Genomic DNA, 12,484 nt, shown 5'->3' on the forward strand with positions numbered 1-12,484 from the left:
TACTGTTTTTTTATGGTAAATATATTTTTACTATTATAAAATCTATAATATAAGAAATCGAATACGTGCTAAACCCTAAGCTCTAAGTTTTTTCTACCTTTGCAGTCGATAAATAAATACAAAAATGACAGCAGATAAAGTAACAACATTTGATGTTTTGGTAGAAATCCCAAGAGGAAGTCGAAACAAATATGAATATGATTTTGATTTAAAAAGAATGCGATTTGATAGAATGCTATTCTCATCAATGATGTATCCAGCAGATTACGGATTTATCCCTGAAACATTAGCATTAGATGGCGACCCTCTGGATGTGTTAGTATTAGTAACCAAGCCAACATTTCCAGGATGTGTTATAGAAGTAAAACCCATTGGAGTATTCCATATGGCAGACGATAAAGGACCGGATGAAAAAATTATTTGCGTACCTGTTTCTGATCCAATCTGGAATTCGTTAAACGACTTAAGTGACGTTAATCCACACTTAGTAAAAGAAATTGAACACTTTTTTCAAGTTTATAAAGATTTAGAAAATAAAAATGTAGATGTAGAAGGTTGGGGAGATGTAAATGAAGCACGTGCCATCATTAAAGAATGCACAGAACGATTTGAAGCAATTGAAAACAAACCAGAAGGTTTATTCAGTATAAAATAAAAAAAAATTAACAATTTTTATTAAAAAAGGCAATTATGATTAGAATAATTGCCTTTTTTGTGTATTTTTGCTCGATTAAATTAAAATTAACTATTTACAAAAAACTATGAATAATTTTATGATTTACTTGCCAATTGTTATGGCAATTATTGGTTTGCTTTTTATGGCAATGAAACGTGCCTGGGTATTAAAACAAGATGCCGGTGACGGTAAAATGAAAGAAATTTCAGATTACATTTATGAAGGCGCATTGGCTTTCTTAAAAGCGGAATACAGATTATTAACTGTATTCGTAATTCTTGCAAGTATTGTTTTGGCTGGAATCACTTTCATTCCTGGAGTTAAAACACATTTATTTATTGTTGTTGCATTTATTTTTGGTGCCTTTTTCTCAGCATTAGCAGGAAATATGGGTATGAAAATTGCTACAAAAACAAATGTAAGAACAACACAAGCGGCTCGTACAAGTTTACCACAAGCATTAAAAGTTTCATTTAGTGGAGGAACGGTAATGGGATTAGGTGTAGCTGGTTTAGCCGTATTAGGTTTAACAGGTTTTTTTATAGTATTATTTAGATATTTTATGCCAGGTGGTGTTTGGACAAATACGGAAGATATGACCGTAGTTTTAGAAACATTAGCAGGATTCTCTTTAGGTGCTGAATCTATTGCATTATTTGCACGTGTGGGTGGTGGTATTTATACCAAAGCAGCTGACGTTGGTGCGGATTTAGTTGGAAAAGTAGAAGCAGGAATTCCAGAAGATGACCCAAGAAACCCAGCGACTATTGCTGATAATGTGGGAGATAACGTAGGTGACGTTGCAGGAATGGGTGCCGATTTATTTGGTTCTTATGTAGCAACGGTTTTAGCAGCTATGGTTTTAGGAAATTATGTAATTAAAGATATGGGTGGTAAAATCGAAGACGCTTTTGGCGGAATCGGACCTATTTTATTACCAATGGCAATTGCTGGTTTTGGAATTTTATTTTCTATCATCGGAACAATGTTAGTGAAAATTTCAAGCGATGACGCTAAAGAAGCACAAGTACAAAAAGCATTAAATATTGGAAACTGGGTTTCTATCCTTTTAACTTTAGTTGCTTGTTACTTTTTAGTTGAATATATGTTACCAACCACAATGAAAATGGAATTCTATGGAGAAGGATTGAAAGATATTTCTTCAATGCGTGTTTTCTATGCTACAATTGTAGGATTAATAGTTGGTGGCGCTATTTCATCAGTAACTGAATATTATACCGGATTAGGAACAAAACCAGTATTGGCAATTGTTCAAAAATCATCAACAGGAGCAGGAACTAACGTAATCGCTGGTTTAGCTACTGGTATGATTTCAACTTTTCCAACTGTAATTTTATTTGCTGCTGCAATTTGGGCTTCGTATGCTTTTGCAGGATTTTATGGTGTGGCTTTAGCTGCTTCTGCAATGATGGCTACAACAGCAATGCAATTAGCAATTGATGCTTTCGGACCTATTTCTGATAACGCAGGTGGTATTGCTGAAATGAGTGAATTACCAAAAGAGGTTCGTACTCGTACAGATATTTTAGATTCAGTTGGTAATACAACTGCTGCAACAGGAAAAGGATTCGCAATCGCTTCTGCAGCGTTAACATCGTTAGCTTTATTTGCTGCCTATGTAACGTTTACAGGAATTGACGGTATTAATATTTTCAAAGCGCCAGTATTAGCTATGTTATTTATTGGAGGAATGATTCCTGTAGTATTCTCTGCATTAGCAATGAATTCTGTAGGAAAAGCAGCAATGGATATGGTGTACGAAGTACGTCGTCAGTTCAAAGAAATTCCAGGGATTATGGAAGGAACAGGTAAACCAGAATATGGTAAATGTGTTGAAATTTCAACTAAAGCCGCTTTACGCGAAATGATGTTACCAGGAATTTTAACGATTGGTTTCCCAATTGCAATTGTACTTTTAGGAAAATTAGTTTATCCAGAAAATAATCAATTAATCGCTGAAATGTTAGGGGGTTATATGGCCGGAGTTACCGTTTCAGGTGTACTTTGGGCGGTATTCCAAAATAACGCTGGTGGTGCTTGGGATAATGCTAAAAAATCATTCGAAGCTGGAGTTGAAATCAATGGTGAAATGACTTACAAAGGTTCGGATGCGCACAAAGCAGCTGTAACTGGAGATACGGTTGGTGATCCATTTAAAGATACTTCTGGTCCTTCAATGAACATCTTAATTAAATTAACGTGTTTAATTGGATTGGTAATCGCCCCTATTTTAGGAGGTCATTCTGAAGGAACTAAAAAAGAGATGAAATGTACAATTATCAAAATGAATGTTGATAGTGCTTCAAACATGGGTAAATGTGACATGACTAAATGCGCAACCATGACAAAAGATGAATGCGCAAAAATGTGTGATTCTTTAGGTTGTACAGCAGAAGAAAAAGAAATATGTATGTCTCATTATGATGCTAATGGTAAATTCATTGGAAAAAAAGGAGAAAAATCTTGCTGTGCTAAAGACGCTGATAAAAAAGTTAAAGTAGAAATTACAAATACTAATGGAAAAGCAAAAGCAACAGTTACAACTTCTATAAACAAGAGTGTAAACGTTCAAACTTTTGAAGGTTCGTTAGAAGATGTTAAGGCTAAAGTTGAAGCTTTGAAATAAAAGATTCATTATAAAATAGAAAACCGCACATTGCTGTGCGGTTTTTTTTATGCATTTATTTTGTATATTTATCCTGTACATAAATATTTACTTATGAAAACCACCTATACATTTCTATTATTTTTATTAATCTCGTTGAGTTTTTCTCAAAACAATATTGCTTTTATACCAAAACCACAAAACACTTTAGTAGGAAAAGGTAGTTTTTATATTAACACAAAAACGTATATTCAAGCCGATGAAAATTCATTTGAAGCTAATTATTTAAAAGAAGCAATACAAATTCAAACAGGATTACATCTAAAAATAACTTCAAAAAACAATTCTAAAAACATCCAATTGGTTTTACTAGAACCTAAAATTGCAAATTTCAACAAAGAGCAATATGAAATAGTTGTATCTGATTCAGAAATAGTTATTTCAGCCCTAACTAATCAAGGACTTTTTTATGGTATTCAAACATTATTGCAAATGGTTCCGTTTGAGAAAAAAAACGAAATTGCGATTCCTTGGATAAAAATATCAGACGCACCAAAATACGCATGGCGTGGAATGCATCTTGATGTTTGCAGACACTACTTTCCTATCACCTTCATCAAAAAATACATTGATTATTTAGCGCATTATAAAATGAATACCTTTCATTGGCATTTAACCGAAGATCAGGGTTGGCGCATTGAAATCAAAAAATATCCGAAACTAACAGAGGTTGGAGCATGGAGAAATGGTTCAATGGTTGGACGATATGACGACCAAAAATTTGATGACATAAAATATGGTGGCTTTTACACGCAAGAAGAAATTAAAGAAGTAGTTGCATATGCATCACAACGCCATGTAACAATTATTCCTGAAATCGAAATGCCAGGACATTCACTTGCTGCGTTAGCTGCTTATCCAGAATTATCTTGTAGTGTCGGTCCATTTGAAGTAGGCAAAAAATGGGGCGTTTTCGATGATGTATATTGCCCTAAAGAAGATACTTTTACATTTTTAGAAAATGTGCTTTCTGAAGTACTGGCTTTATTTCCATCCGAATACATTCATATTGGTGGTGATGAATGCCCAAAAACTAGATGGAAATCTTGTTCGCATTGTCAAAAATTGATTAAGGAAAAAGGATTAAAAGACGAACACGAATTACAAAGTTATTTTATCCAACGTATCGAAAAATTTGTAAATAGTAAAGGGCGAAAAATCATTGGTTGGGATGAAATTCTAGAAGGCGGATTAGCACCAAATGCAGCAGTTATGAGTTGGCGCGGAACTGAAGGCGGAATTGCAGCAGCCAAGCAAAAACATTTCGTAGTCATGTCACCGGGTTCACATTGTTACTTTGATCATTACCAAGGGAAACCAGAAAATGAACCATTAGCCATTGGTGGATTTACTTCTTTAGAAAAAGTATATAATTTTAATCCAATGCCAAAAGAACTTGATTTAGAAGAACAAAAATATATTTTAGGCGCGCAAGCCAATGTTTGGACGGAATACATTCTTACTCCAGAACAAGTTGAATATATGATTATGCCAAGAATGTCTGCGCTGGCTGAAGTTTTATGGGGAACCGCAAAACCAGAAAATTATCTTGATTTTAAAACTCGTTTACAAGCACAAGAAAATTGGCTAAAAAACAATAATATCAATTATAGAAAAACTTCTTTCACAGAATAAAATAACATGACTAATAGACGAAATTTTTTAAAGAAAACTGCTTTAGCAACGGCTGGATTAGCGCTTACAAGTTTCAAAAACACGACTGAAACGGATGAAAATAAAATTGAATTAAATTCGGTACAAAAACCAATCGTGCTTTCCACTTGGCGATTCGGAATTGAAGCCAATGCAGCTGCTTGGGAAGTTTTAAGCAAAAATGGTCGAGCTTTAGATGCAGTAGAGGCTGGCGTAAAGATTCCAGAAGGAGATCCTACAGAACGCAGCGTTGGTTATGGCGGTCGTCCTGACAGAGATGGAAAAGTAACCCTTGACGCTTGTATTATGGATGAATTTTCAAATATTGGTTCAGTCGCTTGTTTGGAACACATCAAACATCCAATTTCTGTAGCTCGTGCGGTTATGGAAAAAACTCCTCACGTAATGTTAGTAGGAAAAGGAGCGTTACAATTTGCACTTTCACAAGGCTTTAAAAAAGAAAATTTATTAGTTGAAGAATCTGAAAAAGAATGGAAAGAATGGTTAAAAACCAGTCAATACAAACCCATTGCTAATATCGAAAATCATGATACTATTGGAATGATTGCTTTAGATGCAAATGGAAATTTATCAGGTGCGTGTACAACCAGCGGCATGGCATTTAAAATGCACGGCCGTGTAGGCGATTCTCCAATTATTGGCGCGGGATTATACGTAGATAACGAAATAGGCGCAGCAACAGCAACAGGTCATGGCGAAGAAGTCATTCGTATTACAGGCTGTCATTTGGTAGTTGAATTAATGCGACAAGGTTTATCTCCTCAAAAAGCTTGTGAAGAAGCGGTAATGCGAATTGTAAAACTAACTAAAAATCGAGGCAAAGAATTAAAAGACATTCAAGTTGGATTTATTGCACTAAATAAAAAAGGAGAATATGGATCCTATTGTATACAAGGCGGTTTCAATTATGCCGTTCATGATGCAACCGGAAACAAATTGATAGATGCCAATTACTTTTTGAAATAATGAAAAAATTCGAAATCGCTTGTTTCAATCTCGAATCTGCAATACTAGCTCAAAAAGCAGGTGCGGATAGAGTCGAATTATGTGCTACTATTTCGGTTGGTGGAACTACTCCAATAATTGAAATGATTCAAAAAGCTCGAGAGCATTTGACAATCGATTTATATATTATGATTCGTCCAAGAGGTGGAAATTTTTGCTATTCGGATTCTGAATTTAATCAAATGAAATCGGAAATCGAAACCATCAAAAAACTTGGTGTTAACGGATTTGTTTTCGGAATTTTAAATGAAGGTAATACTATAAATATTGAGCAAAACAAAACGTTAGTAGTTGAAGCATATCCTTATCCGTGTACATTTCATCGTGCTTTTGATGCTGTTTCTAATTATGAACAAGCTTTGGAAGCTGTTATTTCTTCCGGTTTTTCAACGATTCTTACATCTGGAACATTTCCCAATGTTATGGAAGGGAAAGAAGTTTTGAAAAAATTAGTCATTCAAGCCAAAAATCGCATCGAAATTATGCCAGGTGGCGGTTTGCGTTCAACAAATATTTCTGAATTGAATAAAATCATTGGTGCAAATTGGTATCATTCATCGGCAATTACCGATGGAAGTGAAATCGCGAATCCAGAGGAAATTATTCAATTAAAGGAAAAATTGCAATCGTAAATGATTTGATATGTTTAAAAAAACAACATTATTTCTAATTTTTATCTGCTATTCCGTTTTGGGACAAACTTCTTATCGGAATTTATCATCAGAAAATTGGTTATTCAACAAACAAGGTGAAACTAAAAAACACATAGCTACCATTCCCGGAACCGTTCATACCGATTTATTCGCTAATCAATTAATTCCTGATCCGTTTTTTGGAGCGAATGAAAAACAATTGCAATGGATTGAAAATGAAAACTGGGAATATGAAACTACCTTTTTATTATCTGAAAAAGAAATTTCCAATGAAAATATCGAATTAGAATTTGAGGGTTTAGACACTTATGCTACTGTTTATATAAATGGGAAAATAGTTTTAGAAGCGGATAATATGTTCCGAAAATGGATAATTTCAGCGAATAATCATCTAAAAAAAGGAAAAAATCATCTAAAAATTGTATTTCAATCGGCAGTTCAAAAAGGAAAGGAAGAAGCCGAAAAATTATCATATACGTTACCTGAAAAAGAACGTGTTTTTGTAAGAAAAGCGCAATATCAATTTGGTTGGGATTGGGGACCACGATTTGTAACCGCTGGTGTTTGGAAAAAAGTGCAATTGAAGTTTTGGAATTCGGCGAAAATTGAGAATATAAAATACAGTCAAGTTGAGTTGAATGACCAAAAAGCAATTTTAGAATTTACAACTGAAATTCATGTTTCGGAAGTAAAAACGATTCAACTAAAAATTAATGAAAAATCAGAAACATTTCATCTTAAAAAAGGAACGAATAAAGTAAAAATGCATTATGAAATTTCGAACCCAAAACGCTGGTGGTGTAATGGTTTAGGGTTTCCACATCAATATGAATTTTATTTTTCATTGGAACAAAGTCGAAAAATCATAGATAACAAAGAACTTAAAATAGGCCTTCGAACCATTGAATTAGTGCAAGATAAAGATGAATTTGGCACAAGCTTTTATTTCAAATTAAACGACAAACCAGTTTTCATGAAAGGGGCAAATTATATTCCGCAAGATAGCTTTATTCCAAAACAAACGCCATCAAGTTATTATGAATTAGTTCAAAACGCTAGAAAAGCCAATATGAATATGTTACGCGTTTGGGGTGGTGGCGTATATGCGCATGACGAATTTTACAATGCTTGTGATGCCAATGGTATTTTAGTGTGGCAAGATTTTATGTTTGCTTGCGCGATGTATCCCGGAGATGAAAAATTTGTAGAAAACATAAAACATGAAGTAATTGACAATGTAAATCGTTTGCAAAATCATCCAAGTATAGCACTTTGGTGTGGCAATAACGAGATTGATGAAGGTTGGCACAATTGGGGTTGGCAAAAACAATTTAAGTATTCTCAAGCCGATTCTACAAAAATTTGGAACGACTATAAAAAAGTATTTCATGAAGTTATTCCTGAAACATTAGATAGTCTTTTATCCAATGAAAAAAATCTATATTGGCCTTCTTCACCTTCTATAGGTTGGGGCAAAAAAGAAAGTTTAACCCAAGGCGATTCGCATTATTGGGGCGTTTGGTGGGGCAAAGAACCTTTTGAAATGTATAAGAAAAAAGTTGGCCGATTTATGAGTGAATATGGTTTTCAAGGGATGCCTAATTGGGTAACCTTAGAAAAAGTAATTGCTAAAGAAGATCTTAATTTTACTTCAGAAGCATTTAAAAATCATCAAAAACATCCTACTGGGTTTGAAACCATAAATGAATATATGGCACGAGATTTTCCGGTACCTAATTCAATAGAAAAATACAATTATGTTTCTCAATTGTTGCAAGCGTATGGTATGAAAATCGCCATTAAAGCGCACCGATTAGCAAAACCCTATTGCATGGGCTCGTTATATTGGCAATTAAACGATTGCTGGCCTGTAACTTCTTGGAGTACTTTAGATTACTATGGAAATTGGAAAGCGGCACACTACCAAGTAAAAGAAAGTTTTGCTCCGATACTTTTAGCGGTAACAGAAAATGCGGACGGACTTTCAATTATTGGCAGTAACGATAATTTAGAAGCAATCTCTGGGACATTAGCTGTTAAATTGATTGATTTTTCTGGAAAGGAACTTTGGACTGCTTCAAAAGAATGTAATTTGGACGTAGAAAAAAACACAAATTGTTTGCAGATTTCTAATGCGGAATTACCAAAATTTGAAAAAGAAAAAACGGCACTAATTTTAGAATTTAATAGCAATCAGAAGAAAATCTTTGCGCATCATTACTTTGTAAAACCAAAAGAGTTACAACTTGAAAAACCAACTATTGAAATTAAAATTGTAGGCGAAACACTTATCGAGCTTAAAACAAATACACTTGCAAAAAACGTGTATTTACAAGCAAATAGTGCTTTTTTTGAAGAAAACTATTTTGATTTAATTCCAGGATTTCCAAAAATCATTAAGACTCAAAAACCAACTCAAGAAATTAAGGTAATGTCTTTATTTGATGTTATGAATGAATAAACATAAAAAAACGCCTTGGTTGAGGCGTTTTGTATGCTAAAATAATCCGTTTAATTCGGCGTCTATTCTGTTGATGATGTTTCCTAAATCTTCGGGATTATTAACAAAATCAATATCATCCACATCAATGATGACTAATTTTCCTTTCGTGTAAGTAGTAACCCAAGCTTCGTAACGCTCATTTAATCTGCTTAAATAATCAATAGAAATAGAATTTTCATAATCCCTACCTCGTTTATGAATTTGTCCTACTAAATTTGGAATAGAACTTCTTAAATAGATTAGTAAATCTGGTGCTCCAACCAAACCTTCCATCAAATCAAAAAGCAATTTATAATTGGTATAATCTCTATTTGACATTAAACCCATTGCGTGTAAATTAGGTGCAAAAATAAATGCATCTTCATAAATGGTTCTATCTTGTATGGTTTTTTTACCCGATTTTCTTATCTCTAAAATTTGTCTGAAACGACTATTTAAAAAATAAATTTGCAGATTAAAACTCCAACGCTCCATTGAATGATAAAAATCGTCCAAATATGGATTATCATCTACATCTTCAAAATGTGCTTCCCATTTAAAATGTTTGGACAACAACTTTGTTAATGTAGTTTTTCCAGCTCCAATATTTCCTGCAATAGCTATATGCATATGTTATTTATTAATTTTATAAGTACTTAATTGATTGTTCGTAAAAATAGAAAAAAATCCATCTGAAAAACAAAAATTTTCAATCAATTTTTCATTAATATTTATTCTAGTCGATATCTGATTTTCAAAGGTATAATAATATATTTTACCATCAAAAAGATAAAACAAATCGTTTTGACTTAAAAAAAATACTTTTTCAAAAGACATTATTTTTCCCAAACTTTTTATTTTTCCAAATTTAGAAATAGAAAAAGCATTATTCTCAGTATCAATACAATACAAATAATTATAATCCGATTGCGAATATTTAATATTTTTGATTGGGTTAGATAAAAATTTAAATGTTATCGAATTTAAATTGTACAATCCAATTTGCTGGCTTAAACTATCATAAAACCACAATTCATTTTGAGAAGCAGGTTTTAAAAATTCGCAATTAATTTCCGAAAAAATAGTAGTCTTAATTTCGTTAAGTTGTGCATCTAACAAAACAAAAGCGTTATTTTCTTTATAAAAAACAAGTGTTTGTAACATATTAAAAGTTTCTACACTTGAAAAATTTCCAAAGTTATTATTTGCGTAGTTTAATGTATCCAATTTACTAATTTTATATAGCGTATTATTCTTTGAAAAAAAATGTTTTCCAGAAATATCATTTCCCCAAAACACTTCATAATTAAATAGCTTTGATGCTATCTTGACAGTTTCAAAATTTTGAGCTGAAGAAGAAAAAGTTGCTAATAATAAAAACAGTGAAATTCGCATACAATAAATATTAACACAAAAATAACAAATTAAAGTGTAACTATTAGCTATTTTTATAGTCTAATATTCATTAAAATAAATATAAGATGAAAAGAATATTATTTGCAGTATTGAGCTTAACTACTTTTATAGCTAACGCACAAAAAGATTTCCAAGGAATGGCAGTTTACGAATCTAAAACGTCAACAGCAGAATTTGCTAAAAATTTTGACGGAAACAAAGACATGACTCCAGAAATGAAAACTCAAATTATGGAAAGAATGAAAAAAATGTTTGAAAAAACATTCGTTCTAAATTTCGATAAATCTGCGTCAATATACAAAGAAGAAGAAAAACTTGATGCGCCTGGACAAGGAGGTGGCGGAAGAATGATGGCGTCTTTTATGGGAGGAGGCGGAACGTATTTTAAAAACGTTAAAGAAAAACAATACACCGTTGATAAAGAAGTATTTGGAAAAGAATTTTTAATTAAAGATTCCTTACCCAATTTAAAATGGGTATTAAGTGATGAATCTAAAAAAATAGGTGATTATACTTGTTTTAAAGCTACAGCTGTAAAAGAAGCAAGTAAAACTGACTTTAGAAATTTTAGAAGAAAAAAAGAAGAACCAAAAAAAGAAACAGTGGAAGGAAAAGCTGATGAAAAAGCTGATGGAGAGAAAAAAGAAGAAAAGAAAACCAACTTTTTTGCCGAAATAGATATGCCAAAAGAAGTTACTGTTACCGCTTGGTATTGTCCAGAAATTCCAGTAAACCAAGGTCCGGACGAATATTGGGGTCTACCTGGCTTAATTATGGAAGTTAACGATGGTAAAACCGTAATTATGTGTTCGAAATTAGTATTGAATGTGAAAGAAAAAATTGAGATTAAAGCCCCAACAGGAGGAGACAAAGTAACTCAAAAAGAATACGACGATATTATGATTAAAAAAATGAAAGAAATGAGTGAAATGGGTGGCGGACCTGGCTCAAGAGGTGGTATGCAAATGAGAATTTCTAGATAATTTTTAACTTTATTTAAACCCCAAATATTATGAAAAATTTATCTAAATTCTGTTTTTTACTTTTCTCTGCAACCCTTTTTGGTCAAGATTTTTATGGAAAAGTAGAATATCAAACCATTCAAAATAAATCTAAAAAAGAAGCTGTTTCTATTTCAAAAGAATCTGAAAAAGAATCGGCGGAAGATGCTATAGCAGGAATTGATAAAGAAGCGTTTGAAGAAGCTATGAAAAAAGCATTTCAAAAAAACTACCTTTTAACATTCAATAAAAACGAAGCACTTTTTGAAGAAGTTGTAGCATTGGAAAAGCCAAAACCAGCTCAAGGTGGTGTATCGGTTTCTATAAGTATGTCTGGTGATGGAGATAAATACATGAATACAAAAGATAAAATTTCATACACTGAAGAAGATATTTTTGGTGATGAATTTGTGATAAAAGATTCGTTACCAAAAATTGATTGGCAAATAACCACCGAAATAAAAATAATTGGTGATTATAATTGCGTAAAAGCAACTTACATTGAACCCGTTTCTAAAAATGATTTAGAGGCATATGAACGTTATCAGGAAAAAATAAATAACGGAAAAACTACTTTATTTCAAATGAAAAAACCAGAACCACAAACGATTACAGCATGGTACACTAGTGAGATACCTGTTAGCTTTGGACCTAACGGCGTTTGGGGCTTGCCTGGATTAATATTACAATTAGAAAATGAAAACTATATTTACTTTTGCACGAAAGTAAGCTTAAAAAACAACGAAAAAGTTAAAATAAAAATTCCGAATTCTGGTAAAGTCATTTCCAAAAAAGAATACGAAAAATACGAGAAAAAAATGCAAAAACAAATGGAAGATAATGACGGTGCATTTATGATTCGTGAAATAAAAAACTAACAAACACACCTAA

At 32.6% G+C, this 12,484-nt stretch carries 10 protein-coding genes; 8 read left to right on the plus strand and 2 right to left on the minus strand.

Features of this window, described 5'->3' with window-relative positions:
* Window positions 1-124: 124 nt before the first annotated feature.
* From ACIQZ1_RS01215 to ACIQZ1_RS01240, 6 genes are all read left to right on the plus strand, one after another.
* The gene (locus ACIQZ1_RS01215) at window positions 125-655 is read left to right on the plus strand and encodes an inorganic diphosphatase (RefSeq protein WP_396158284.1); all 531 of its coding nucleotides are present in this window, start codon (window positions 125-127) and stop codon (window positions 653-655) included.
* Between the two features lie 106 nt (window positions 656-761).
* Complete coding sequence (locus ACIQZ1_RS01220) at window positions 762-3,323, plus strand: sodium-translocating pyrophosphatase (protein WP_396158286.1); 2,562 nt, start codon at window positions 762-764, stop codon at window positions 3,321-3,323.
* Window positions 3,324-3,416: 93 nt separating this feature from the next.
* Window positions 3,417-4,997 carry a beta-N-acetylhexosaminidase gene (locus ACIQZ1_RS01225; protein ID WP_396158288.1) on the plus strand — a complete coding sequence of 527 codons (1,581 nt, stop codon included), beginning with the start codon at window positions 3,417-3,419 and terminating at the stop codon, window positions 4,995-4,997.
* 6 nt (window positions 4,998-5,003) lie between these two features.
* A complete protein-coding gene (locus ACIQZ1_RS01230; RefSeq protein ID WP_396158290.1) occupies window positions 5,004-6,002 on the plus strand; it encodes an isoaspartyl peptidase/L-asparaginase family protein in 999 nt (332 codons plus the stop codon).
* Window positions 6,002-6,673 (plus strand): copper homeostasis protein CutC, encoded by a 672-nt coding sequence (locus ACIQZ1_RS01235; RefSeq protein WP_396158292.1) that lies wholly within the window; start codon window positions 6,002-6,004, stop codon window positions 6,671-6,673. The genes ACIQZ1_RS01230 and ACIQZ1_RS01235 overlap by 1 nt, the downstream gene beginning before the upstream one ends.
* A gap of 10 nt (window positions 6,674-6,683) precedes the next feature.
* Entirely contained in the window at window positions 6,684-9,155 is a 2,472-nt protein-coding gene (locus tag ACIQZ1_RS01240) for a glycosyl hydrolase 2 galactose-binding domain-containing protein (RefSeq protein ID WP_396158294.1), read from the plus strand.
* 36 nt (window positions 9,156-9,191) lie between these two features.
* On the opposite strand, the gene ACIQZ1_RS01245 is transcribed toward ACIQZ1_RS01240, so the two are convergent.
* Window positions 9,192-9,806, minus strand: a complete 615-nt coding sequence (locus ACIQZ1_RS01245; protein ID WP_396158296.1) for a deoxynucleoside kinase — start codon at window positions 9,804-9,806, stop codon at window positions 9,192-9,194.
* 3 nt (window positions 9,807-9,809) lie between these two features.
* The gene (locus tag ACIQZ1_RS01250) at window positions 9,810-10,571 is read right to left on the minus strand and encodes a hypothetical protein (RefSeq protein ID WP_396158298.1); all 762 of its coding nucleotides are present in this window, start codon (window positions 10,569-10,571) and stop codon (window positions 9,810-9,812) included.
* 86 nt (window positions 10,572-10,657) lie between these two features.
* Between ACIQZ1_RS01250 and ACIQZ1_RS01255 the strand changes: the two genes are divergently transcribed.
* Window positions 10,658-11,575: a GLPGLI family protein gene (locus tag ACIQZ1_RS01255; protein ID WP_396158300.1), complete on the plus strand. Its 918-nt coding sequence runs from the start codon at window positions 10,658-10,660 to the stop codon at window positions 11,573-11,575.
* Window positions 11,576-11,604: 29 nt separating this feature from the next.
* Entirely contained in the window at window positions 11,605-12,471 is an 867-nt protein-coding gene (locus ACIQZ1_RS01260; RefSeq protein ID WP_396158302.1) for a GLPGLI family protein, read from the plus strand.
* Window positions 12,472-12,484 lie beyond the last annotated feature (13 nt).

The organism is Flavobacterium sp. (assembly GCF_044341185.1).
Lineage (GTDB): Bacteria > Bacteroidota > Bacteroidia > Flavobacteriales > Flavobacteriaceae > Flavobacterium.

Bases quoted from the DNA above. Each gene is read 5' to 3' on its own strand.
- ACIQZ1_RS01215 (WP_396158284.1), top strand. From the start codon at position 125: ATGACAGCAGATAAAGTAACAACATTTGATGTTTTGGTAGAAATCCCA.
- ACIQZ1_RS01220 (WP_396158286.1), top strand. From the start codon at position 762: ATGAATAATTTTATGATTTACTTGCCAATTGTTATGGCAATTATTGGT.
- ACIQZ1_RS01225 (WP_396158288.1), top strand. From the start codon at position 3,417: ATGAAAACCACCTATACATTTCTATTATTTTTATTAATCTCGTTGAGT.
- ACIQZ1_RS01230 (WP_396158290.1), top strand. From the start codon at position 5,004: ATGACTAATAGACGAAATTTTTTAAAGAAAACTGCTTTAGCAACGGCT.
- ACIQZ1_RS01235 (WP_396158292.1), top strand. From the start codon at position 6,002: ATGAAAAAATTCGAAATCGCTTGTTTCAATCTCGAATCTGCAATACTA.
- ACIQZ1_RS01240 (WP_396158294.1), top strand. From the start codon at position 6,684: ATGTTTAAAAAAACAACATTATTTCTAATTTTTATCTGCTATTCCGTT.
- ACIQZ1_RS01245 (WP_396158296.1), bottom strand. From the start codon at position 9,806: ATGCATATAGCTATTGCAGGAAATATTGGAGCTGGAAAAACTACATTA.
- ACIQZ1_RS01250 (WP_396158298.1), bottom strand. From the start codon at position 10,571: ATGCGAATTTCACTGTTTTTATTATTAGCAACTTTTTCTTCTTCAGCT.
- ACIQZ1_RS01255 (WP_396158300.1), top strand. From the start codon at position 10,658: ATGAAAAGAATATTATTTGCAGTATTGAGCTTAACTACTTTTATAGCT.
- ACIQZ1_RS01260 (WP_396158302.1), top strand. From the start codon at position 11,605: ATGAAAAATTTATCTAAATTCTGTTTTTTACTTTTCTCTGCAACCCTT.